Annotated in this window: 22 protein-coding genes; 8 read left to right on the forward strand and 14 right to left on the reverse strand. The window is 71.9% G+C overall.

Going from position 1 to position 23644, the window contains the following annotated elements:
- Window positions 1–63: 63 nt before the first annotated feature.
- Window positions 64–624, forward strand: coding sequence for a GtrA family protein (locus C1N81_RS21190; RefSeq protein WP_394431393.1), 561 nt, complete (start codon window positions 64–66; stop codon window positions 622–624).
- Window positions 625–643: 19 nt separating this feature from the next.
- Here the strand turns inward: C1N81_RS21190 and C1N81_RS21195 are convergent, their stop codons facing one another.
- Window positions 644–1924 carry an ATP-binding protein gene (locus C1N81_RS21195; protein ID WP_394431395.1) on the reverse strand — a complete coding sequence of 427 codons (1281 nt, stop codon included), beginning with the start codon at window positions 1922–1924 and terminating at the stop codon, window positions 644–646.
- Between the two features lie 142 nt (window positions 1925–2066).
- On the reverse strand, window positions 2067–2744 hold the full coding sequence (locus tag C1N81_RS21200) for a response regulator transcription factor (RefSeq protein WP_394431396.1): 678 nt from the start codon (window positions 2742–2744) through the stop codon (window positions 2067–2069).
- A 524-nt stretch (window positions 2745–3268) separates the two neighbouring features.
- On the opposite strand from C1N81_RS21200, the gene C1N81_RS21205 reads away from it, so the two are divergent.
- Window positions 3269–4765, forward strand: coding sequence for a peptide MFS transporter (locus C1N81_RS21205; RefSeq protein ID WP_394431398.1), 1497 nt, complete (start codon window positions 3269–3271; stop codon window positions 4763–4765).
- A gap of 116 nt (window positions 4766–4881) precedes the next feature.
- On the opposite strand, the gene C1N81_RS21210 is transcribed toward C1N81_RS21205, so the two are convergent.
- The 6 genes from C1N81_RS21210 to C1N81_RS21235 form a co-directional block, all read right to left on the reverse strand.
- Window positions 4882–6081 carry a hypothetical protein gene (locus C1N81_RS21210; protein WP_394431400.1) on the reverse strand — a complete coding sequence of 400 codons (1200 nt, stop codon included), beginning with the start codon at window positions 6079–6081 and terminating at the stop codon, window positions 4882–4884.
- A complete protein-coding gene (locus C1N81_RS21215; RefSeq protein ID WP_394431402.1) occupies window positions 5969–7432 on the reverse strand; it encodes a hypothetical protein in 1464 nt (487 codons plus the stop codon). The genes C1N81_RS21210 and C1N81_RS21215 overlap by 113 nt, the downstream gene beginning before the upstream one ends.
- The gene (locus C1N81_RS21220; protein WP_394431404.1) at window positions 7429–8238 is read right to left on the reverse strand and encodes a COG1470 family protein; all 810 of its coding nucleotides are present in this window, start codon (window positions 8236–8238) and stop codon (window positions 7429–7431) included. The genes C1N81_RS21215 and C1N81_RS21220 overlap by 4 nt, the downstream gene beginning before the upstream one ends.
- Before the next feature lie 527 nt (window positions 8239–8765).
- Window positions 8766–9491, reverse strand: coding sequence for an LPXTG cell wall anchor domain-containing protein (locus tag C1N81_RS21225; protein ID WP_394431406.1), 726 nt, complete (start codon window positions 9489–9491; stop codon window positions 8766–8768).
- 190 nt (window positions 9492–9681) lie between these two features.
- Window positions 9682–10161 (reverse strand): ATP-binding protein, encoded by a 480-nt coding sequence (locus C1N81_RS21230; RefSeq protein ID WP_394431408.1) that lies wholly within the window; start codon window positions 10159–10161, stop codon window positions 9682–9684.
- A gap of 208 nt (window positions 10162–10369) precedes the next feature.
- Window positions 10370–10741 (reverse strand): STAS domain-containing protein, encoded by a 372-nt coding sequence (locus C1N81_RS21235; protein ID WP_394431410.1) that lies wholly within the window; start codon window positions 10739–10741, stop codon window positions 10370–10372.
- 251 nt (window positions 10742–10992) lie between these two features.
- Here C1N81_RS21235 and C1N81_RS21240 point away from each other — a divergent pair, with 251 nt between their 5' ends.
- Window positions 10993–11892, forward strand: a complete 900-nt coding sequence (locus C1N81_RS21240) for an RNA polymerase sigma factor SigF (protein WP_394431412.1) — start codon at window positions 10993–10995, stop codon at window positions 11890–11892.
- A gap of 91 nt (window positions 11893–11983) precedes the next feature.
- On the opposite strand, the gene hutI is transcribed toward C1N81_RS21240, so the two are convergent.
- The 4 genes from hutI to hutU all read right to left on the reverse strand — a co-directional run bounded on the left by hutI (window position 11984) and on the right by hutU (window position 17667).
- Window positions 11984–13165 (reverse strand): imidazolonepropionase, encoded by a 1182-nt coding sequence (gene hutI, locus C1N81_RS21245; RefSeq protein ID WP_394431414.1) that lies wholly within the window; start codon window positions 13163–13165, stop codon window positions 11984–11986.
- Between the two features lie 118 nt (window positions 13166–13283).
- A complete protein-coding gene (locus tag C1N81_RS21250; protein ID WP_394438122.1) occupies window positions 13284–14636 on the reverse strand; it encodes a formimidoylglutamate deiminase in 1353 nt (450 codons plus the stop codon).
- A complete protein-coding gene (locus C1N81_RS21255; protein WP_394438124.1) occupies window positions 14627–15838 on the reverse strand; it encodes an allantoate amidohydrolase in 1212 nt (403 codons plus the stop codon). The genes C1N81_RS21250 and C1N81_RS21255 overlap by 10 nt, the downstream gene beginning before the upstream one ends.
- A 116-nt stretch (window positions 15839–15954) precedes the next feature.
- On the reverse strand, window positions 15955–17667 hold the full coding sequence (gene hutU / locus C1N81_RS21260) for a urocanate hydratase (RefSeq protein ID WP_394431415.1): 1713 nt from the start codon (window positions 17665–17667) through the stop codon (window positions 15955–15957).
- A 117-nt stretch (window positions 17668–17784) separates the two neighbouring features.
- Between hutU and C1N81_RS21265 the strand changes: the two genes are divergently transcribed.
- The 5 genes from C1N81_RS21265 to C1N81_RS21285 all read left to right on the forward strand — a co-directional run bounded on the left by C1N81_RS21265 (window position 17785) and on the right by C1N81_RS21285 (window position 21606).
- The gene (locus C1N81_RS21265) at window positions 17785–19161 is read left to right on the forward strand and encodes a type III PLP-dependent enzyme domain-containing protein (RefSeq protein ID WP_394431417.1); all 1377 of its coding nucleotides are present in this window, start codon (window positions 17785–17787) and stop codon (window positions 19159–19161) included.
- Between the two features lie 240 nt (window positions 19162–19401).
- Window positions 19402–19815: a hypothetical protein gene (locus C1N81_RS21270; RefSeq protein ID WP_394431419.1), complete on the forward strand. Its 414-nt coding sequence runs from the start codon at window positions 19402–19404 to the stop codon at window positions 19813–19815.
- Window positions 19812–20591 carry a transcriptional regulator gene (locus C1N81_RS21275; RefSeq protein WP_394431421.1) on the forward strand — a complete coding sequence of 260 codons (780 nt, stop codon included), beginning with the start codon at window positions 19812–19814 and terminating at the stop codon, window positions 20589–20591. The genes C1N81_RS21270 and C1N81_RS21275 overlap by 4 nt, the downstream gene beginning before the upstream one ends.
- A 65-nt stretch (window positions 20592–20656) precedes the next feature.
- Window positions 20657–21208 (forward strand): roadblock/LC7 domain-containing protein, encoded by a 552-nt coding sequence (locus C1N81_RS21280; RefSeq protein WP_394431423.1) that lies wholly within the window; start codon window positions 20657–20659, stop codon window positions 21206–21208.
- Window positions 21209–21231: 23 nt separating this feature from the next.
- Window positions 21232–21606 (forward strand): roadblock/LC7 domain-containing protein, encoded by a 375-nt coding sequence (locus tag C1N81_RS21285; RefSeq protein WP_394431425.1) that lies wholly within the window; start codon window positions 21232–21234, stop codon window positions 21604–21606.
- A 109-nt stretch (window positions 21607–21715) separates the two neighbouring features.
- Here the strand turns inward: C1N81_RS21285 and C1N81_RS21290 are convergent, their stop codons facing one another.
- Together C1N81_RS21290 and C1N81_RS21295 are read right to left on the reverse strand one after the other, a co-directional pair.
- On the reverse strand, window positions 21716–22156 hold the full coding sequence (locus tag C1N81_RS21290; protein ID WP_394431427.1) for a hypothetical protein: 441 nt from the start codon (window positions 22154–22156) through the stop codon (window positions 21716–21718).
- A gap of 57 nt (window positions 22157–22213) precedes the next feature.
- A complete protein-coding gene (locus tag C1N81_RS21295; protein WP_394431428.1) occupies window positions 22214–23635 on the reverse strand; it encodes a purine-cytosine permease family protein in 1422 nt (473 codons plus the stop codon).
- Window positions 23636–23644: the final 9 nt, after the last annotated feature.

Genomic DNA, 23644 nt, shown 5'->3' on the forward strand with positions numbered 1-23644 from the left:
GGGAGTGGTCCCGACGGACCGCGCGACCATGTTGACGGGGACTACGGGGGCTGAGGCGACCACATGAAGGCGACCACCAGCCGAACATCCGGTGCGGACAGCGGGGTGCGGCCGGGCCGTATCGGCGCGCTGAGGCAGCGTTTCGACGCCCTGGCCCGCGAGATCGCCAAGTTCGGCGTCGTGGGCGCCCTGGGCGTGCTCGTGAACTTCGCCGTCTTCAACGCGATGCGGCACGGCACCGACCTGCAGGTCGTGCGGGCCAGCGTGATCGCGACGGTCGTCGCGATCGCCTTCAACTACGTGGGGTTCCGCTACTTCACGTACCGCGACCGCGACAAGAGCGGCCGGGCGAAGGAGCTGACGCTGTTCCTGCTGTTCAGCGTCGTCGGCCTGGTCATCGAGAACGGCGTGCTGTACGTGGCGACGTACGGGTTCCACTGGGACAGCCAGCTGCAGAGCAACGTCTTCAAGTTCCTCGGCATGGGTCTCGCGACCCTGTTCCGGTTCTGGTCGTACCGGACCTGGGTCTTCAAGGCGCTGCCGGCGCGGGAGACCGTGGCGCACGCGGAGTCGTTCCTGGAGGACGAGCCGGACGCGCAGCGCGTCTACCGCGTCAAGCCGTAGGACGTACGCGCCGGGCGGCTCAGCGGATCGTCTCCGGGTCCGGGTCGGCGTCCGAGGTCTTCTTCAGCGGTGTCCGCGACAGGAACAGGCCGAAGACGGGCGGCGCCGCCTGGAGCATTTCGAGCCGGCCGCCGTCGGCCTCCGCGAGGTCGCGGGCGACGGCGAGGCCGATGCCCGTCGAGTTGCGGCCGCTGATGGTCCGCTCGAAGATCCGTGAACCCAGCTCGGAGGGGACGCCGGGCCCCTCGTCCGTGACCTCGATGACCGCTTGGTTGCCGGTGACGCGGGTGCGCAGGGCGACCGTGCCGCCTCCGTGCATCAGCGAGTTCTCGATCAGCGCGGCGAGGACCTGGGCGACCGCGCCCGGCGTGCCGACCGCCGTGAGGTGGCGCTTGCCGGACGAGACGATGGCGCGGCCCGCGCTGCGGTAGGCCGGGCGCCACTCCTCCAGCTGCTGCTTGATCACCTCGTCCAGGTCGAAGGTGACGGCCGAGCCGGTGCGCGGGTCGCGCGAGTTCGTCAGCAGCCGCTCCACGACGTCGGTGAGCCGCTCGACCTGCGCGAGCGCGATCGTCGCCTCCTCCTTCACCTCGGCGATGTCGTCGGTCATGGTGATCTCTTCGAGGCGCATCGAGAGCGCGGTCAGCGGCGTGCGCAGCTGGTGCGAGGCGTCGGCGGCGAGGCGCCGCTCGGCGGTGAGCATCCGGGCGATGCGCTCGGCCGAGCCGTCCAGGACGTCGGCGACGCGGTCCAGCTCGGGGACGCCGTAGCGCTTGTGGCGCGGTCGCGGGTCGCCGGAGCCGAGGCGCTCCGCGGTGGAGGCGAGGTCGGTGAGGGGGGATGCGAGCCGGTTGGCCTGGCGGACGGCGAGCAGGACGGCGGCGACGACCGCGAGCAGCGCCACGCCCGCGATGATCAGCAGGGTCCGGCCGACCTCGCGGGTCACGGCGGAGCGGGGCTCCTCGACGGTGACCTTCTCGCCCCGTTCGCCCTCGGCGGTGTACGTGATGACGTCGCCGTCGGGTTCGGTGCCGAGTTCGATGGGGGCGCGGCCCGGGATGGCGACGACCGCGTACCGCTCCTCCATGGCGATCTGGTCGGCGAGGATGTCGCGGCTGACCTGTTCGTCGCTGAGGAGGCGGCTGTCGACGATGGAGGCGAGGCGGACCGCCTCCGACTCGACGCGGTCCTGGGCGCTGTTGCTGATGGTCCGGGTCTCCACGATGACCAGGGAGACCCCGAACACGGCGATCACGACCAGGACGACGGCGAGGGTCGAGTTGATGAGTCGGCGGCGCATTGTCTCAGTGTCCCGGATACGCGCCCGGCGCTCGCTTCGCCGTCACGGGGCTCCGCCCCGGACCCCGCTCCCCAGTCTCCCCCGGCCAACGCTGGGAGGTGCCCCCAGAGGGGCTTGAGCCGACCGCACCGAGCGGAGCTCCTCAGCTCTTCTCGAACCGGAAGCCCACGCCGCGCACCGTCGCGATGTACCTGGGGTTCGCCGCGTCGTCGCCCAGCTTCTTGCGGAGCCACGAGATGTGCATGTCCAGGGTCTTCGTCGAGGACCACCAGGTGGTGTCCCAGACCTCGCGCATCAGCTGGTCGCGGGTGACGACCCGGCCCGCGTCGCGCACGAGCACCCGCAGGAGGTCGAACTCCTTCGCCGTGAGCTGGAGTTCCTCCTCGCCCATCCAGGCGCGGTGCGACTCCACGTCGATGCGGACGCCGTGCGTCGCCGGGGTCTCCTTCGGCTCGGCGGCGCCGCGCCGCAGCAGGGCCCGGACGCGGGCGAGGAGTTCGGCGAGGCGGAAGGGCTTGGTGACATAGTCGTCGGCGCCCGCGTCGAGGCCGACGACGGTGTCCACCTCGTCGGCGCGCGCGGTGAGGATCAGGATCGGCACCGTGTGCCCCTCGGCGCGCAGCCGCCGGGCGACCTCGAGGCCGTCCATCCCGGGCAGGCCCAGGTCGAGGACGACGAGATCGATGCTGCCCTGCAGTCCGGCGTCGACCGCGGTCGGTCCGTCCTCGCGCACTTCGACCTCGTAACCCTCCCGGCGCAGGGCGCGAGCCAGTGGTTCCGAGATGGACGCGTCGTCCTCGGCGAGCAGTACACGGGTCATGGGGTGATGGTAGTCCGCACCGGAGGACGGCCGTGGGGTGATCGGCGAGAGCGCTCTGCCGGGTGACGGCCGGGAGAAACGGAGCCATGGCCTCCGGGTTCGCGTCCTGCGGCTGTGGGGTGCGATCCTGGTAAACACCTTCGAAACAGCGCGGGCGGTTCCATGAGGACCTGTGATCCATCTCTCAAGTCCTTCCATATCCGGCAGTGTCGTGTCGTATGGTGACCGAACGCCTGATGCACTAATGGGGGACCTTAGGAGCGCACTGCGCACCGAAGGTCCCTTTCCTGTGTGAGCTGACCGCGGTCAGCATCGAAAGGAACGACCTGTGGCCGGGCCCCGCACGCAGCGAAGCGTGCCGGGGTGTGGATCCCGGGTCCGCCGTACCTCGTCGCGTGCGATCACCTCGCAGCGGCAATCCCCCCGGGCGTGGGGAGGACGGTAGGACTCCGGTGCCGGCCGACCCCCCACCGGGCGCGCACCAGCACTGCGGCGCGCGTCCCGCACACCCCCGAGGATCGACCATGGCGTCCAGCCTGACGAAGGACTCGCCCAGCACCCCTGGGACCGAGAAGACCTTCTTCGGCCACCCCCGCGGACTGGCCACTCTCTTCATGACCGAGATGTGGGAGCGATACAGCTTCTACGGCATGAAGGCACTGCTCCCGCTGTACCTGATCGCGCCCGGCGGCATGCACATGAGTGCCACCAACGCGACGGCGATCTACTCCGTCTACATGTCGATGGTCTACCTGCTCGCCATGCCGGGCGGCTGGGTCGCGGACCGCTTCTGGGGTCCCCGCAGGACGGTCGCCATCGGCGCCGGAGTCGTCATCCTCGGCCACATCACGCTCGCCCTGCCGAGCGCGGCCACCTTCTTCGCCGGTCTGGCGCTCGTCGCGCTCGGCTCCGGCCTGCTGAAGGCGAACATCTCCGTGATGGTCGGCCACCTCTACCAGGGTCCGAAGGACCCGCGCCGTGACGGTGGCTTCACGCTCTTCTACATCGGCATCAACGTGGGCGCCTTCCTCGCCCCGCTGACCATCGGCACCGTCGGCGAGAACTGGAACTGGCACGCCGGTTTCGCGCTCGCCGCGGTCGGTATGGCCCTCGGCCTCGGCCAGTTCCTGCTCGGCTCGCGCCACCTCAGCGAGCAGAGCAGCGTCGTCTCCCAGCCCGCCACGGCCGAGCAGCGCCGCTCCGCGCTGCGCAACGGCCTGATCTGGCTGATCGTCGCCGTCGCGCTCTACACGCTGATGGGCGTCACCGGGAACTTCGCCGACTGGGCGCTGATGCCGCTGATCATCGCCGGCCTGATCATCCCGATCACCGTCCTGGCGCGCATGAAGCGCGACAAGGAGCTGAGCACGCTCGAGCAGTCGAAGCTGTCGGGTTACATCTGGTTCTTCGTGGTCGCCGCCGTCTTCTGGATGATCTACGACCAGAACGGTTCGACGCTGTCGATCTTCGGCGAGAACAAGACGACGAACCACCTGCTCGGGTTCGACTTCCCGACCTCCTGGTACCAGTCGCTGAACCCCATCTTCGTCATGGCGCTCGCCCCCGTGGTCGCCTCCGCCTGGCTGTGGCTGAACAAGCGCGGCAAGGAGCCGAGCACGGCCGTCAAGTTCGCCTCCAGCCTCACGCTGATCGGCATCTCCTTCGCCGTCTTCCTCATCCCGCTGCTCGACACCGCCGCCAACGGCGGCCGGGTCAGCCCGATGTGGCTGGTCGCGATCTACTTCATCCAGACCGTCGGCGAGCTGTGCCTCTCCCCCGTCGGCCTGTCGCTGACCACGAAGATGGCGCCGGAGAAGTACAGCGCCCAGATGATGGGTGTCTGGTTCCTCGCGGTCACCGCGGGCGACTCGGTGACGGGTCTGCTGACCTCTCCGCAGCTCGGCGTCGACCTCAACAACACCGGCGCGGTCGCCGTCGAGGCGATCCTCGCGGTCATCGCGGGCTTCGGCATCTGGACCTCCCGCAAGAAGGTCAAGGAGCTGATGGGCTCCGTCAACTGACGGACGCCGCCACCCTGCTGTGAAAGGGCCGCCGCACCGATGCTCCGGTGCGGCGGCCCTTTCGTACGTCGGCGGGTCCGGCGTGCGTCAGCGTGTCCGGGCCGCCCGGGCGTGCGTCAGCGTGTCCGGGCCGCCCGCCGCCTCGGCAGGAACGTGAACACCGCCCCGCCCAGCAGGATCACCGTCCCGGCGACCAGGCCGAGCGCGCGCAGGGCGCCGTCGTTGGACGCGCCCGTCTCGGCGAGGCCGCCGCCACCGCCCGCGGAGCCCGCACCGGCCGCTGTGCCGCCCGCCGAGCCGCCCGCGGAGCCGCTCCCGCCGCCGGCGCCCGAGCCGCCGCTCGCGCCGCCCTCGACCGCCTTCGTGTCGATCTCCAGGGAGACCTCCGTCTTCGTCGGCGTACAGGTCGTGGTCGTGCCGAGCGCCTTCACCGTCAGGACGCCCGGCGACAGGGTCGACTTCCCGTCGGCGCCCGGCTTGTAGGTGCCGGTCAGGTCCGGGATCGTCATCGGGTCGCCGGACTTGATGGGCTCCTTGTTGGTCGGGCCCTCGACGTTCACCGTGCCCTTGTCGGCGCCGCCCAGCTTCACCGCCATCGACGGCTTGACCGAGTCGGCCGGGATGTCGGCGGGGCTGTCCATCACGGACGCCCCGAACTTGACGGTCAGCGCGTAGCTCCCGCCGTCCTTCTTCGCGTTGATCTGCACCGGGGACGTGGCGTTCTTGTCGCCGATGGGCGTCTTGCAGGCGTACGGGACGGAGACCTCCTTGCCGGTGAAGTCGGTCTGGCCGCCGCCTCCGCCGCCGCCGGAGCCGCCGGTACTGGTCCCGCCTGAACTGGTGGTCCCGCCTGAACTGGTGGTCCCGCCCGAGCTGGTGGAGCCGCCCGAGCTGGTCCCGCCCGCGCCGCTCGTGCCGCCGGTGCTCGTGGTTCCGCCGGCGCTGCTCGTGCCGCCCGCACCACTGGTGCCGCCCGCCCCTCCCCCGTCCGTCACCTTGATGGTCACGGCGGGCTTGACCGTCTCCTTCGGGGTGCACTTGGTGTCGGTCGAGATCGGCTTGTTGACGTTGATGGTGTACGCGTCCGGGGTGAGCGTCACGTCCCCGGCCGCCGTCAGTTTCAGCTTGCCCGTCATGTCCGAGAGGACCATCGGGCTGTTCTTCGGGATCGCCGGGTTCTTCCGGGCGCCCTGCACCTCGAGGTCACCGGTCTGCGCGCCGCCCACCTTCACCGTGCCCGTGGGCTGCACGGTGTCGGCGTCGAGATCGAGGACGTCCGGGTTCTTCGAGGCGGCCTGGGTGGTCTTCCAGACCACGTCGATCTCGTCGCCTACCTTGGCGGTCGCGGGTGCCGTGACATCGGCGACCGTCGTGCCCTCGACCGGCGGAAGCCCCGAGATCGACGGCGGTATGCACTCCGTCCTGAACGAGGACTCGGCCGCGTGCGCCGGGGTCGCGGCCAGCCAGAGCCCCGCACCGGACAGGATCAGGGCACAGCCGGCCGCACCGGCTCTCCGTTGCCTGCTCACGTGTTTCCTTTCGTCGTCCTGTTGTTGTCGGGCGGTGCGGAGAGCTGCCCGGCCGCGGGTCCGCCCGGACCGGTGTCCGGGGCGAACCAGGGCAGGGTCGTCGTGGCGGAGGCGGCGCCGTCCCGCGGCGCGTCCGTCTCGGGGGTCTCTTCGTGCGGTCCGGCGTCCTGTGGGTGCGACCGGGGAGGGCGGCGAGGCGCTGGACGGCGAGGCCACGGTGTCGTCCCGCCCCATGCGGGCGGCCCGGGTCCCGTGGGCGCAGCCGGTCCACGACCGCCATGCCGATCCGGAAGACGGCCGCCGGGACGACGACGCAGAGCAGAAGCCAGAACAGCGCCACGCCCCACGGCCTGCCGACGCCCCACGGCTGCTCGGCAAGGACCTTGCCGCCGTACTTCAGCGACACCAGGTAGTCGCCGTGGGCGCCGCCCGCCAGCTCGACCGGCAGGGCGATCCGCGCCTTGCGGCCCGGCGCGATGGTGCCGCGCCATTGCTGCTCCTCGTACTGCGGAGCGAACACGCCGTGCGCCGTGCCGACCTGAAAGACCGGGTCGCGGACGGGAGACGGGCCGACGTTGCCCACCGTGAAGACGAACGTGCGGGCGGGCGGGGCGCCGAACCACGTCAGGACGGAGCTCGATCCGTCGAGCCGGGTGTCGGTGACCATCGACAGCCGACCGGCGCCGGACTCGGCGGGCAGCGCCCGCACCGGATGCCCCGCGACCTTCAGCACGGCGTCCACCTGCGCTTTCGGGCCACCCTTCACCGTCGCCACGTGGACGACGCACGGGCACGGCCTCGGCGGCTCGACCACCGGGAGCCGCCTGCTGAACGTGCCGCGCGGGTCGGTGGTGACGGCGCGCCCGTCCCCGTTGGCGCAGGAGTTCGTGCCGCCGATGACGCCGCGCGCCGGGCTCGACTGCCCGCAGACCAGCAGCATCAGCAGCGTCCTCGACCCCCACCCCTTCCCCTTGACGGTGATCGACCCGCCCGCGCCCGCCTCCGCCCTCGACAGGCCGACGGTGGGCGGGTCCGCCGCCGCAGCCCAGGGCGCCGTGCTCGCCAGGAGCCCCGCCAGGAGGGCGAGGACGGTCAGCAGCCGTGCGGCGGGGGCGCGGTGTGCGCTGCGACGGGTCATGGCGCGCTCCTCACATCACCGGCACCGGTGCCGTGCCGCTGGCGATGGCGATGGCGATGGCGATGGCGATGGCGTACGAGGCTGTAGACGGCGCCGACCGCCACCGCGGCCAGGGCGAGTGCGCCCCCGAGCGGCCCCCAGGGCACGAACCGGGCGGTCGCGGTCGCCGAGTCCCGGGCGCCGCCGCCCGCCGTGACCGTCACCTTCACCTCGACGGCGTCGAACGTCGGGGCGTCCGGCCAGGGTTCCGACAGGGCGGCGCGGCGGCCGGGCGGCAGCCTCAGCGGCAGCGTGCGCGGCGCCTTGTCGAGGACGCTGCCGAGGAGCCCGTCGGCGGTGACCGCGAGGCGGGGGGTGAGTGTGGTGTTGCCCCGGTTCACGACGTCGTACGTGATCCGGTCCCCGTCGACCATCCGTACGTGCTCGACGGTGAGCGCCGAGAGGGTGGGGCCGCTGACCCGCAGATGGACCGCTACGCCCGAGGTCCGGCCCTCCGCGTCCGCGACGACCGTGCCCGGGTAGTCGCCCGGGGTGGCGGTCCTCGGGACGGTGATCGTGAGGGGGACCTCGGCGCGGGTGCGGGCCGGGACCCGTACGGAGCGCTCCGCGAACGTGATCCAGGCGTCGGGCCCCGTTGCCCGCAAGGTCACCCCTAGGGGCCTGGTGGTCGGATTCGTGACGGCCACCTTGTCCTCCAGGACGGTGCCGGGGGTGCCCTCCGCGTAGATGTACGGGCGGGCGGGGGATGTGCCGGCGGACGGGGTGAGGGTCCAGGGTGGGGCGTCCGCGGCGGCGGGGGTGGGCATGAGTGCGGCCCAGAGAGTGGCGGCCACCGCGGCTGCGACGCCTATGCGCCGCGGGTGGTGGTGTCTTGTCGGCGGGTGCGGCGGCGTCGTGGCTGGTCGCGCAGTTCCCCGCGCCCCTGGCGGGGTGCTTGCCCCGGCGCTTCCTGTTGGGAGGCCCAGCCGCCGTAGAAAACTGGCCTTCGTCGGCGGGTGCGGCGGCGTCGTGGCTGGTCGCGCAGTTCCCCGCGCCCCTGGCCGCGTGCTTGCCCCGGCGCGTCCCACCGCCAGGCCCAGCCGCCGTCGGAAGCTCTCCCTCGTCGGCGGGTGCGGCGGCGTCGTGGCTGGTCGCGCAGTTCCCCGCGCCCCTGGCCGCGTGCTTGCCCCGGCGCGTCCCACCGTCAGGCCCAGCCGCCGTCGGAAGCTCTCTCTCATCGGCGGGTACGGCGGCGTCGTGGCTGGTCGCGCCGGTCCCCGCGCCCCTGGCGGGGGGCTTGCTGGGGGGCGTGGGTGCGGGCGCATTGGCGTTGCTCGCGCGGTTCCTCGCGCCCCTAGCGGGGCGTGCCTTCCTGGCGCCTCCTGGTGAGCCACAGCGTGCCTGCCACTCCGGACAGGAGGACCGTTCCGCCCAGGGTGCCCAGGGCTATCGCGGAGTCCTCGGGGCCGGTCTGCGGGAGCTGGTCGTCGCCGGCGGAGCCGCCCCCTGTGGAGGTGCCGCCGTTGTCCGTGCCGGAGCCGGAGCCCGAAGCGGCGCCGCCCGCACCCTGCACCGTCAGTTCCAGGGACGGCTTCGGGTTGTTGCCCGGTGTGCACGTCGTCGTCGTGCCGAGCGCCTTGATGGTCAGGACGCCCGCCGTGAAGGTCACCTTGCCGCTCTTCTTCGGCGTGTAGGTGCCCGACAGATCACTGATCTTGATGGGGCTGTTGGCGGGGATCGCCGCTGAGTTCGGCGGCCCCGACACCGGCAGCGACCCGCCGTCCGCCCCGCCGAGCTTGATCACCGCACTCGGGTTCATCGCCCCCTTGCCCAGCTCGACCGGGCTGGACGAGACGCCCTTCTGGAAGGTCATCGTGATCTTGTAGCCGCTGCCGCTTTTGACGCTCTTCATGTCGATCGGGGAGACGGCCGACTTGTTGCCGATCGGCGTTTTGCACTGGTAGTTGACGTCCTGCACCGTGGCCCGCGCCGCGGGGGCGGACATGAGCACCGCCGAGCCGGCCAGGGCCGCGCCGAGCGCACACGCGGCGGTTCGTTTCTGGTACGTCCGGTACGACACCTCGAGATCCCTCCAGACCGACGGCGGCCGACAGCTCAATTGCTGACGGTTCATCAGATGCGGGTGGCTCAAGGTACGCCCGGGGCCTTGCCGAGGGAAGACACAGAGCAGGGGAAGACGCGGGAACACGAAGAGCACGCCGGGACCGAGGCCGATCCGGCGTGCTCTCAGGAGGGGTGCGGGGCCGAACTCAGGCGGGTGTGCCCAGCTCCGCCCAGACGGTCTTGCCCACGACCCCGGGCGTGCGCACGACGCCCCAGTCGAGGCAGAGGCGCTGGACGATGAACATGCCGTGGCCGCCGGGGCGCCCCGCGCGGTGCGGGGTGCGCGGCTCGGGCTGCCCGGCACCGTGGTCGGCGACCTCGATGCGCAGGACCTTGTTGTCGAGGGAGACCGTCAGCGAGTCCGGCCCGTCGGCATGCAGGCAGGCGTTGGTGACCAGCTCGGAGACGACGAGCAGCACATCCTCGGCGGCGGCGCGGCTCTCCGCGGTCGGGGCGGGCAGCCAGCCCCACGCGTGCAGCGCGTCCCGGGAGAAATCACGAGCCAGCGGCACGATGCCGCTCGCCCCTGCGAGGCTCAGCGTGCGGACCTGCCGGCCGCCGGCAGCCGGAACATCGCCGGACTCGGGGCCGTGGTCGCCCGGCGAGTAAGGCCGGGTGGTGCTCATCAGCACTTCACCTCACCGATTCACCATTTCAGCTTCTTCTTCAGGACTCAGGGCTCAGGGTTGCAGGGGTGGTCGGGTGTCTCCTGCCCGGCGGGACGACGAGAACACCCATCGATTCCGTGCGGACCCTGTGACGCCGATAACGCCTCGATCACGTGGAGACAACTGGAGCGTAACTTCTGCCGCTCCGGGGCACGAGCGCATCCGCTCACTCCGCGGCGAGCGCCGCGGACAGGGTTTCGTGCACCGTAAAGACGGCGTCGGCGCCGGTGATCTCGAAGACCCGGGCGACCACCGGCTGCATTCCGGCGAGATGGACCCCGCCGCCCGCGGCCTCGGCCTTGATGCGCGCCCCGAGCAGCACGTTCAGCCCCGTCGAGTCGCAGAACTCGAGCCGCGCGCAGTCCACCACCAGCCGGGAGAAGCCGCTCACCAGGCATTCTTCGAGGGGTTCGCGCAGCAGATCCGCGGTGTGGTGATCCAGCTCACCCACCGGGGTCACGACGGCGCTGGCGCCCTCTTCCCGTACCTCGACCAGAAGCCGGCCCCGATGAGCGCTGCCGACTGTCCCGCGGTCCATGACGTCTCTCTCTCGCTGCCTTCGACGTGCCGGTTGACGCCCTCGAACACTACGCCTTCTGTACGGCACCCGGTACCCAACAACCCCTAAGAAACGGACATTTAGGGGCATAGCGCACTTGCGGCCCGGCGACGAAAGCGGGTAGGCCTAGTAAGGACAGAAAACGAACCCGCCGGCTATGGAGGCGCCGCACTCCCGACAGTGCACGTATTGGCATCGGCAGCCATATGCCGAGAACGATGGAGGACATCATGTCACCCCGGCTCGACGCATCGCATTCCGCCCAGGCGACGTCGACACCCACACCGGAACGCCACTCCGACCTCGAGTCCGACGCTCTGGAAGGTCTCGACGGGCTCCCGGAGATCCCGCCGTTCGCCGAGGTGGGAGCGGTCGACGCCCGCGCCCTCTCCAAGACGCTCTTCGAGCGTCTTGAGTCCCTCGAAGAGGGCACCCACGAGTTTTCCTATGTCCGCAACACCCTGGTCGAGCTGAACCTCGCCCTGGTGAAGTTCGCGGCCTCCCGGTTCCGCTCCCGCAGCGAGCCGATGGAGGACATCATCCAGGTCGGGACCATCGGCCTGATCAAGGCGATCGACCGCTTCGAGCTGAGCCGTGGGGTCGAGTTCCCCACCTTCGCGATGCCAACCATCGTCGGTGAGATCAAGCGCTTCTTCCGCGACACCTCCTGGTCCGTCCGGGTGCCCCGGCGCCTCCAGGAACTCCGTCTCGACCTCGCCAAGGCGGGCGACGAGCTCGCCCAGCAGCTCGACCGGGCCCCCACGGTGGCCGAGCTCGCCGAGCGCCTGGGCCTGTCGAACGACGAGGTCGTGGAGGGCATGGCGGCGTCCAACGCCTACACCGCCAGCTCCCTCGACGCCCAGCCCGAGGAGGACGACTCCGAGGGCGCGCTCGCGGACCGGATCGGCTACGAGGACCACGGTCTCGAAGGCATCGAGTACATCGAGTCCCTGAAGCCCCTCATCGCCGAACTCCCGGCGCGCGACCGCAAGATCCTCTCCCTGCGCTTCGTCGCCAACATGACGCAGTCCGAGATCGGCGACGAGCTGGGCATCTCGCAGATGCACGTCTCCCGCCTGCTCTCCCGCACCCTGGTCAAGCTCCGCAAGGGGCTGACGGTCGAGGAATAGAGCACCCAAGTCCTGCCGCGGGCCCGCCGGTTGTCACGGAGACGACCGGCGGGCCCTCGACGTTCCGCGGCGGGCGCGGCGCCTTGCCCTCTCAGGCGACCCGTGACCCCGTCCGCCACACCTCGCCGACCAGCGGCACCCCCGGCCGGTACGCCAGGTGCACGTGGCTCGGCGCGTCCAGGAAGGCCAGGTCGGCGCGGGCGCCCGGGGACAGGTGGCCCACGTCCGTCCGGCGGAGGGCCGCCGCGCCGCCCGCCGTGGCCGACCAGAGCGCCTCGTCCGGGGTCATGCCCATGTCGCGTACGGCCAGGGCGATGCAGAAGGGGACGGAAGAGGTGAAGGAGGAGCCCGGGTTGCAGTCCGTCGACAGGGCCACGGTCACGCCCGCGTCCAGGAGGCGGCGGGCGTTCGGCCACTGCGCCCGCGTGGAGAACTCGGCGCCGGGCAGCAGGGTCGCCACCGTGTCGGACTGCGACAGGGCCTCCACGTCGGCGTCCGTCAGGTGCGTGCAGTGGTCCGCGCTGGCCGCGTCCAGCTCCACCGCCAGCTGGACCCCGGGGCCGTAGGAGAGCTGGTTGGCGTGGATGCGGGGGGTCAGGCCCTTCGCCTTGCCCGCCATCAGGATCGCCCGCGCCTGGTCGCCGTCGAAGGCGCCCTTTTCGCAGAAGACGTCGATCCAGCGGGCGTGGGGCGCGCAGGCGTCCAGCATCTCGCCGGTCACCAGCTCCACGTACGCCGCCGGGTCGTCCGCGAAGTCCGGGGGGACGATGTGGGCGCCCAGGTACGTGACCTCGTCCGTGTGGGACGCCGCGATGCGCAGGGCGCGGGACTCGTGCTCCGTCGACAGGCCGTAGCCGGACTTCGTCTCGAACGTGGTCGTGCCCTGGCGCAGCGCCTCCGTCAGGTAGCGGGTCAGGTTCGCTTCCAGCTCGGCGTCCGTTGCCGCCCTGGTCGCCGCCACCGTCGTACGGATGCCTCCGGCGGAGTACGCCCTGCCCTCCATGCGCGCGTTGAACTCCTCCGTGCGGTCGCCCGCGAAGAGGAGGTGGGAGTGGCTGTCGACGAAGCCGGGGATCACGGCTCGGCCCTGCGCGTCGTGGGCCTCGTCCGCCGCCGGGACGTTCTTGTCCGGGCCCGTCCAGGCGATCCTGCCGTTCTCGATGATCAGGGCGGCGTTCTTGATCTGACCGAGGGGGCTGCCGCCCAGGTTCGGGTTGTTGGTGACCAGGGTGCCGATGTTCGTGATGGCGGTGGTCCTGCTCGGCGGCGTCATGGCGCTGGCTCCTTCTTCCTGAGGTCGCGGGGCTCTGCCCCGGACCCCGCTCCTCAATCGCCGGAGGGGCTGGGTTGTGCCGGACGGGCTGACTTGTGTCGGGCGGGCTGACTTGTGCTTATGCGTGCAGTGCCGTGATCGCGTTCGTCAAGGCCGTCGGTACGTCGCCCACCAAGGCGTGGCGGCCCTCCGTCACTACTCGGCGGCCGCCCGCGATCACGTCCGTCACGTCCGCCGCGCTCGCCGCGAACACCGCTGTCTCCGCGCCGAGGTGCGGTGCCGCGCCCGCCGTGCGGACCGAGTTCAGGGACAGCGTCACGAGGTCCGCCACCGCCCCGGCCTCCAGGGTTCCCGCGTCCTGCCAGCCGAGCGACGCGTGGCCGTCGACCGTTGCCGCGCGGAGCAGGGCCGCCGCCGTCCAGTGGCCGCGGGTCCGGGAGCGCAGGCGTTCGTTCAGCTCCATCGCGCGCGCCTCCTCGAACGGGTCGATGACGGCGTGGCTGTCCGAGCCGAGGGAGAGCGGGGAACCCGCCTGCTGGAGGGCGACCGCCGGGCCGATGCCGTCCGCGAGGTCGCGTTCCGTCGTCGGGCACATGCAGGTGCCGGTGCCCGTGCCGCCGATGAGCGCGATGTCGGCGGGCGTGAGGTGGGTGTTGTGGACGCCGGTCGTGGACCGGCCCAGCACCCCGTGGTCCGCGAGGAGTTGGGTGGGGGTGCAGCCGTGGGCCGCCTCGCACGCCTCGTTCTCCGCCGTCTGCTCGGAGAGGTGCACGTGGAGCGGGGCCCGGCGGGCCCGTGCCCACTCTGCCACCGTGGAGAGCTGGTCCGCCGGGACCGCCCGCACCGAGTGCACCGCCGCGCCGATCCTGGCGTGCGGGCGCTCCTTGAGCAGGGACGCCCGTTCGGCCCAGGCCTCCGTCGTGCCGTCGGAGAAGCGGCGCTGGTGGCGGTCCGGTTCCTTGCCGAAGCCCGAGGAGACGTACGCCGTGTCGAGGAGCGTGATGCGGATGCCCGCCTCCGCCGCCGCCGCGATCAGCGCCTCGCCCATCGCGTTCGGGTCGGCGTAGGGGGTGCCGCCGGGGGCGTGGTGCAGGTAGTGGAACTCGCCGACCGCCGTGATGCCGGCCAGTGCCATCTCGGCGTACACCGCCCGGGCGAGCGCGTGGTAGGTGTCCGGGGTCAGCCGGTCGGCCACCGAGTACATCGTCTCGCGCCAGGTCCAGAACGTGCCCGAGCCGACCTGGACCGTCGAGCGCAGCGCCCGGTGGAAGGCGTGGGAGTGGGCGTTGGCCAGGCCGGGGAGGGTCAGACCGCGCAGAACGGTCGCGCCCGGCGGGGGTGTCTCCACCTCCTTGCGGACGGCCGTGATCCGGGCCGTGCCGTCCGTGTCGTCCGACACCTCCACCGCCACGCCCGGCTCCACCGTCGGGTCGAGCCAGGCGTGCTCCAACCAGTACGTCGTCACTTGCAGGCCAGTCCTTCCAGTACGTCGGCCAGGGCGCGCACGCCCGCCACGCAGTCGTCCTCGGACGCGGACTCGGCCGGGGAGTGCGAGACGCCGGTCGGGTTGCGTACGAACAGCATGGCGGTGGGGACCGACGAGGCGAGGATCCCCGCGTCGTGTCCCGCGCCTGTCCCCAGGACGGGGACCCTGAGGTCCGCCGAACCGGCGCCCGCGCCGAGGATGCGGGCCATCTCGTCGCGCAGCGCGTGGTCGAAGTCGACGACCGGGGTGAAGGACTCGCGTGTCAGGGCTACGTCGATGCCGTGCGCGTCCGCGTACTCACGGGCCGCCTTCTCGATCGCCGTGACCGTACGGTCGAGGGCGTCCTGGTCGGCGGCGCGCGAGTCGAGCCAGCCTCGGACCAGGGAGGGGATGGCGTTGACGCCGTTCGGTTCGACGGCGATCTTGCCGAACGTGGCCACCGCGCCCGCCAGTCGGGCCTCCCTGCGGGCCGCAAGGACCGTCTCCGCGTACGGGAGCATCGGGTCCCTGCGGTCGGCCAGGCGGGTCGTGCCCGCGTGGTTGGCCTCGCCGCGGAAGTCGAAGCGCCAGCGGCCGTGCGGCCAGATGGCGCTGGCGATGCCGACCGCGTCGCCGGACAGGTCCAGGGCGCGGCCCTGCTCCACGTGGAGTTCGATGAAGGCGCCGATGCGGGACAGGCGGTCCTGGTCGGGGCCGATCGCCTCCGGGTCGTGGCCCGCGCGCTCCATCGCCCGCGGGAGGGTGATGCCGTCGGCGTCCGTGAGGGCGAATGCCTCGTCGCGGGTGAGGCGGCCGCCGGTGAGACGGGAGCCCACGCAGGCCAGGCCGAAGCGGGCGCCCTCCTCGTCACCGAAGTTGGTGATGGCCAGGGGTCTGGTGAACTCCGCTCCCCTGTGGCGGAGTTCGTCCAGCGCGGCGAAGGAGGAGACGACTCCGAGGGGGCCGTCGAAGGCGCCGCCGTCGGGGACGGAGTCCAGATGGGAGCCGGTGACGACTGCGTCGCCCGCTTCCGGGTCTCCCAGCCAGGCCCACTGGTTGCCGTTGCGGTCCAGTTCGTAGGTGAGGCCGCGGGTCTCGGCCTGCGCCTTGAACCAGGCCCGGCAGTCGGCGTCGGCCGCCGTCCAGGCGTGGCGGCGGTAGCCCTTCGTTTCGGGGTGGCGGCCTATGGGGGCCAGGTCCCGCCACATCTCCAGGAAGGTCGGGGCCGATGTCACGGGGCCCTGCCCCGGACCCAGCTCCTCAAGCGCCGGAGATGCTGGTGTCGGCGGGACTTGACCGTGCGGGGCTCGATCGGCCGCGTTGCTCACTCGCCCTCCCGCATCGGGACCCGCACGCCGCGCTCCGCCGCCACCTCGGCCGCGTGGTCGTAGCCCGCGTCCACGTGGCGGATCACGCCCATCGCCGGGTCGTTCGTCAGGACGCGTTCGATCTTCTGGGCGGCGAGGTCCGTGCCGTCGGCGACGCACACCTGGCCCGCGTGGATGGAGCGGCCCATGCCGACACCGCCGCCGTGGTGGAGGGAGACCCAGGACGCGCCGGAGGCCGTGTTGACCAGGGCGTTCAGGAGCGGCCAGTCGGCGATCGCGTCGGAGCCGTCCTTCATGGCCTCGGTCTCGCGGTACGGGGAGGCGACGGACCCCGAGTCGAGGTGGTCGCGGCCGATGGCGACCGGGGCGGAGAGTTCGCCGGACGCGACCATCTCGTTGAACTTGAGGCCCGCGAGGTGGCGTTCGCCGTAGCCGAGCCAGCAGATGCGGGCGGGGAGGCCCTCGAAGGAGATGCGTTCGGCGGCCATGTCGAGCCAGCGGTGCAGGTGCTTGTTGTCGGGGAAGAGTTCCTTGATCGCGGCGTCCGTCCTGGCGATGTCCGCCGGGTCGCCGGAGAGGGCCGCCCAGCGAAACGGGCCGAGGCCCTCCTCGAACAGCGGGCGGATGTGCGCCGGGACGAAGCCGGGGAAGTCGAAGGCGCGCTCGCAGCCGGCCTTGCGGGCCTCGTCGCGGATGGAGTTGCCGTAGTCGAAGACCTCGGCGCCCTGGTCGAGGAAGCCGATCATCGCCTCGACGTGCAGGCGCATCGACTGCCGTGCCTTGTCGGTGAAGCCCGCCGGGTCGGCCTCGCGCTCCTTGTCCCAGTCCTCGACCGCGATGCCGAGGGGGAGGTAGGCGAGCGGGTCGTGGGCGGAGGTCTGGTCCGTGACGATGTCGATCGGGGCTTCGCGGCGCAGCAGTTCGGGGAAGACCTCGGCCGCGTTGCCGACGACGCCGATGGACAGGGCGCGGCGCTCGTCGCGGGCCTGGACCGCCAGCTCCAGGGCGTGGTCGAGGTTGTCGGCCTTGACGTCCAGGTAGCGGGTGCCGATGCGGCGGTCGATGCGGGTCTCGTCGACGTCGACGCAGAGCGCGACGCCCTCGTTCATGGTGACGGCGAGCGGCTGGGCGCCGCCCATGCCGCCGACTCCGGCCGTGAGGGTGATCGTGCCGGCGAGGGTGCCGCCGAACTTCTTCCGGGCCACCGCGCCGAACGTCTCGTAGGTGCCCTGCACGATGCCCTGCGAGCCGATGTAGATCCACGAGCCGGCCGTCATCTGGCCGTACATGGTCAGGCCCTCGGCCTCCAGCTTGCGGAACTCCTCCCAGTTGGCCCAGTCGCCGACGAGGTTGGAGTTGGCGAGCAGCACGCGCGGCGCCCACTCGCTGGTGCGCAGGACGCCGACCGGCTTGCCGGACTGGACGAGGAGCGTCTCGTCGGACTTCAGCGTCTTCAGCGTGCGCACGATCGCGTCGAACGCCTCCCAGGACCGGGCCGCCTTGCCCGTGCCGCCGTAGACGACCAGCTTGTCGGGGTGCTCGGCGACCTCGGCGTCGAGGTTGTTCATGAGCATCCGCAGGGCGCCTTCCTGCTGCCAGCCGAGCGTGTTCAGCTCGGTGCCGCGCGGGGCTCGTACTCCACCAGGGGGCGGCCCGGAGGGCCTCGTTTGAGGGTGGCGGCGGGAGACGGGCGGGTGGGGTCCTGACATCGGGCGGCCTCCTGCTGATACTCCGTTGATGATCCAGCTCTATTCACATCCTGGTCTTCTGAATAGAACTAGTCAATACGTTCCCCCGGACGCGCTCCGGGTGGTTGTCTGGACCACATGGCACCCACGGACGCATCCACCGACCCGACCCTCCGGCTCTCCGCCCTCACCACCCGCCGCGACCAGGCCGTCCGCGCCGCCGTCGCACAAGGGCTCGTCTCCCCCACCGCCCCCGTCGCCGGGCTCCTCGACGTCACCGGCGTCCGCGCGTCCGCCGCCTCCCTGCGCGCCGCCTTCGACGCGGTCACCGCCCCCGGCACCGAGGTCCTGCACGCCTTCGCCGTGAAGGCGACCCCGCTCGTGCCCGTCCTGCGGCTGCTGCGCGAGGCGGGCATCGGGGCCGAGGTGGCGAGCCCCGGTGAGCTGGCGCTCGCCCGCGCCGCCGGGGTAGCGCCCGCCCGGACCGTCCTGGACTCCCCCGCCAAGACCGGCGCCGAACTGCGCGAAGCGCTCGCCCTCGGCATCGCCGTCAACGCCGACAACCCGCAGGAGCTGGCCCGGATCGACGCCCTGGTCGCCTCGGCGCCCACCACGTCGCCGATCGGCATCCGCGTCAACCCGCAGATCGGCGCGGGCTCGATCGGCGCCCTGTCGACCGCGACCGCCACCTCCAAGTTCGGCGTGGCGCTGCGGGACGAGGGCGCCCGCGAGTGGGTCGTCCGCGCCTACCTCGACCGGCCGTGGCTGACCCGGCTCCACACCCACTCCGGCTCGCAAGGCGTGCCCCTCGAACTGATGGCCCAGGGCGTGCGGGCCGCGTACGAACTCGCCGAGGAGATCAACGAGGCGGCCGGGCGGCGGCAGATCGACACCCTCGACATCGGCGGCGGGCTGCCCGTCAACTTCGCCTCCGACGAGGAGACGCCCGACTACGCGACCTACGCCGAGCTGCTCGCCGCCAGCGTCCCCGGGCTCTTCGGCGGGCGCTACGGACTCGTCACCGAGTTCGGCCGCTCGCTGCTCGCCAAGCACGGCACGATCCTCGCGCACGTCGAGTACACGAAGGAGAGCGGCGGGCGGCCGATCGCCGTGACCCACGCGGGAGTTCAGGTCGCCACCCGGACCGTGTACGCGCCCGCGTCCTGGCCGCTGCGGATCGCCGCCTACGACGCGCAGGGACGGCGCAAGACCGGCCCTGACGTCGCCCAGGACGTGGCGGGCCCGGCCTGCTTCTCCGGCGACCTGCTCGCCGAGAACCACGCACTGCCGCTGCTCGAAGCCGGCGACTACGCCGCCGCGCTCGACACCGGCGCCTACTACTTCGCGCAGCACTACTCGTACAACTCGCTCGTGCGGCCCGGGGTGTACGGGTTCGGCGCGGCCGGTGACACGAACGGCGGCGTACGGTTCGCGACGGTCCGCGCGCCGCAGACCGTCGAGGAGATCGTGGCGGAGTCGGGCGGTGACCGCAGGCGCGCCCTGCTCGATCTGTGACGTCTTCCGGGGCGCCTTCCGCGACACCTTCTCCGGCGGCTTCCATGAAGCCTTCTGTGGCGCCCGGGGCTGCCGTGAACGCTCCGGATTTGTCGCGGGGTTGGCGGATTTTAGCCCCCTTCTGAATGTTCCACCGGAAAATGCCAGAACCCTCACCGGGTCGCCGCACAGTGCGTAGTTTCGTCGTCACGCAAGCGACAGCTTTGCACGGACCAGGCGATGTGGTGGGGAGTTTCAGGCGTGCCGGGAATCGACGAGTGCCTGCTTCAGGTCATGCGACTGCCGGGGGCGCGCGGCGCCGCCGTCGTCGACTGGACCAGCGGGCTCGCCCTCGGCACCATCGGGGACTCGCCCAACGGGGACCATGAGGCGACCGCCGCGGAGGCCGCCGAGCTGGCCCGGCTCGCCGCCGAGCACCGGGTGTTCGCCCCGGCCGAGGGCAGCGACTGGTCGCCGGGGTCCGCCAGCGACAAGGCGCCGCCCGTCGAGGACGTCATCGTCACCAACCGCGACGGCTACCACCTGCTGCGTTTCGTCCGGACCAGCTTCGACAGCAGCGTCTTCCTGCACCTGTGGCTCGACCGGGACGAGGGCAACCTCGCGCTCTGCCGGCTGCGCCTCGCCGACCTGGCCGACCGGCTGGTCCTGGGATGAGCGCGGCGACCGCCGACACGGGCGCGAAGATATCCCCGATGCTCGACCGGCTCGCCGACGAGCGGGCCACCGGCGCGCTGATACGCGAGCACGGCACGCTCTACCTCGCCGACGGCCACGTCGTGCACGCGGAGGCGCCCGCGACACCCGGCATGGACGTCCTGCTCACCGCCGGCGGCGCGATACAGGCCGACGGCTGGTGGGAGGCGGTCGACCGGGCGGGCGCCCGGCAGCGCGTCGGCCGCTACCTCGTCGAGCAGGGCCGCCTCTCGGACGGCGCGCTCGAACTGTGCCACCTGAGCGCCATCTTCGACGCCGCCTACTTCACGCTCGCGCCGAGCAGCGGCCCCTCCCGCTTCCGCTACGGGGTCTCGCACTGGTTCGGGGCGGTGCGCCCGGTGCCGGTGGCGGCCGTCGAGCGCGAGACCCGGCGCCGCCGCGAACTCCTCCAGCGGATCTGGCCCGAGCCCGACACCGACACCGCGCCCCTCGCGAGGACGGGCGGCATCGAGCCCCCGGTACCCGCGCGCAGGCGCCGCGTCCTGGACCTGGTCGACGGCGTGCGCACCGCCTCCCAGATCGCGCTCGCCCTGGGCAGGCCCGCCTTCCACACCCTGGTCGACCTGCGCCGGCTGGCCGCGGGCGGCCTGGTCACCCCCGCTCCCCCGGAGCCCGCCACCGCGTTTCCCGTCCCCGCGTGGATGGCGCACGCCGACGTCGAGGACCCCGACGTGGCGCTCCTTCGCAGGCTGCGTGCCGCGCTGGAGGCGCTGTGAAGCGCCTGCGCCGCATCGGACGGACCGGCTCCGAACCTCCAGAAACTTCCGGAAGGAGACCGCCGATGGCCGACGAGGCCGAAGTCCTCGGCGAACTGCAACGACTGCGCGTCCGGGTCCCCCAGGTCACCGGCGCCCTCGCGGCCAGCGTCGACGGACTCGTGCTCGCCCAGGACACCCAAGGCGTCGAACCCGAGGGCGTGGCCGCGCTGACCGCCGCCGCGCTCGGGGTGGCCCAGCGCCTCTCGGACGCCACCGGGCAGGGCGGCTTCCGCGAACTCCTGGTGCGCGGCACGGACGGCTACGTCGCCACGTACGCCGCCGGGGGCGCCGCCGTCCTGACCCTGCTCGCCGAGGACCGGATCAACGTGGGGCGGCTGCACCTGGAGGGCCGCCGCTCCGGCACCCGGATCGGCGAACTGGTCGACGCGGCCGTCGCCGCCGCCGAACCGCCCGCGCGGGCCCGCGGCCGCTCCCGGGCGCGGACGGCACCCGCCCTGCCCCCGGCGGCCGCCCTGCCCCCGGCGCCCGCCGACAGCAAGCTGCCCGTCCGCACCCCGAAAACCGCGGGGCCCGAGCTTTCCGGGCCCGAACTGCAACCCCGCACAGCCCGTTGAGGCGTAGGAAAGGATCCACCACCATGGCCAACACCGAGACCGCACTGAAGGACGCCGTCACCTCCATCGAAGGCGCGAGCGCCGCCGCCCTGGTCGACTACAACAGCGGCATGGCCCTCGGCACGATCGGCGGCTCCAAGAGCTTCGACCTGGAGGTCGCCGCCGCGGGCAACACCGACGTCGTCCGCGCCAAGCTGCGCACCATGGAGCACCTCGGCCTGAAGGACGAGATCGAGGACATCCTCATCACCCTCGGCACGCAGTACCACCTGATCCGGCTGCTCAAGGGCCGCAGCGGCAACGGTCTGTTCCTGTATCTCGTCCTGGACGCCTCGCGCGCCAACCTGGCGATGGCCCGCCATCAGCTGAAGAAGATCGAGGCCGAACTCGACGTGTGAGCGACCCGGCAGGGTCTCGAAGAGAGGGTCTCAGCGACGCCGTGCCCCACCGGGCGCGGCGTCGCGCCGCCGCCGGCCCCGGCACTGCGGAGAAGGGGCCTTGGGGGCTCTAGTCCTCCCAGTCGGAGTCCTTGCGCTCCCGGCGCTTCTCGCCCAAGCGGGGCACCCAGTGGCCCGCGTGCAGGGCGTTGACGCCGACGATGCCGCCCCAGGCGATCAGCAGCCCCGGCAGATGGGCGTTGACCACGGCGATCGCGGAGAGCGGGATGGCGAGGACGAGGGTGACGACGGCGAAGCCGAAGCGTTCGCCCCAGCCGTCGCTGCCGGGGGTGCGGCCCGCGCGCGCGTCGCGGGCCACGACCATCTGCTGCTCGGCCAGCTGCCTGCGGACCCGGCGGTCCACGCTGGAGTCCAGGCGCTGCTCGACCTTGTCGAGGAACGAGTCGACGAGCGCGGTCTCGTACTCTTCGCCGAGTTCCCTGCGGGCGTGCAGGGTGGCGTCGAGTTCCTTCTTGAGTTCGGCGTCACGTGCCTGTTCGCGGGCTTCCATACCGATTCACAGTACGGAGCCGGAGGCCGCGGGACAGTGGGGCTAACCCCCGTCTTGCTACGGGGCCACGCCCGAGGCCACCGGTCCCGGGTGCGGCGCCGCCAGGATCGTCGCCTCCGGTACGTGCGCGGTGTCGCGGCGCGCCAGCAGCCAGTACAGGGCGGCCGGGACGACGAGGCCCACGATCCAGGAGACGTCGGCGCCGCCGAGCGGATCGACGAGCGGGCCCGTGTAGAAGGAGGTGGCCAGGAACGGGAACTGGGCGACGAGCCCGATCCCGTAGACCACGAGCGCCTTCCACCGCCAGGCGCCGTAGCGGCCGTGCGGGTCGGCGAGGGCCGGGATGTCGTAGCGCTCGCGCGAGATCAGGTAGTAGTCGACGAGGTTGATGGCGCTCCACGGAGTGAAGAACGTCAGCAGGAACAGCAGGAAGTCCTTGAACGACGACAGGAAGCTGTCCTTGCCGGCGAGGGCGACGGCCGTGCCCGCGACCATGATGAGCGCGATGTAGAGCGTCCGGCCGCGCTGGGAGAGGACGCGCTGTCCGCGGAAGCCGCTGACGCCGGTCACCATCGCCATGAAGCCGCCGTACGTGTTGAGGACGTTGACGGTGAGCTTGCCGAGCGCGATGACGAAGTAGAAGACGGAGGCGACGGCGCCCGCGCCGCCGAGCGAGACGACGTAGCCGACCTGGTTGTCGAGGAACGCCTCACCGGCGGTCGCCGCGACGAGCACGCCGAACGTCATCGACCACTGCGAGCCGAGCGCCGATCCGGACAGCGTCCACCAGAACGTGGCCTTGGCGCTGGTGTCACGCGGCAGGTAGCGCGAGTAGTCGGCGACGTACGGGCCGAACGCGAGCTGCCAGGAGGCGGAGAGGGAGACCGCGAGCAGGAACATCGGGAGCGAGAAGTGCGCATTGCTCAGCAGATCGCCGAGGTCGACGCGGTCCAGGAGCCGTATGCCGAGGTAGACGAAGGCGACGGCACAGATGACGCTGGCGACCCGGCCGAGAACGTGGATGACGCGGTACCCGACGACCGCGAGGACGGCCGTGACCAGCGCGAACAGGATGATCCCGATCGTGTCGCCGGTGTGCGTCAGCCGGGCCGTCGCCTGCCCGGCGAGCACGCTGCCGCTCGCGAAGAAGCCGACGTACATCAGGATGACGAGCAGCAGCGGCACGATCGCGCCCTTGACGCCGAACTGGGCCCGCGACTGGATCATCTGCGGCAGCCCCAGCTTCGGGCCCTGCGCGGAGTGCAGCGCCATGACGGCGCCGCCGAGCAGGTTGCCGAGCACGAGGCCGATGAGCGACCAGACCACGTCGCCGCCGAAGACGACGGCGAGCGCGCCGGTGACGACGGCGGTGATGTGCAGGTTCGCACCGACCCACAGGGTGAACTGGTGGAAGGCGCGCCCGTGCCGCTCGCTGTCCGGGACGACGTCGATGGAGTGCTTCTCCACTACCGCTGCCATGAATTGACC

The organism is Streptomyces sp. SGAir0957, assembly GCF_043523415.1.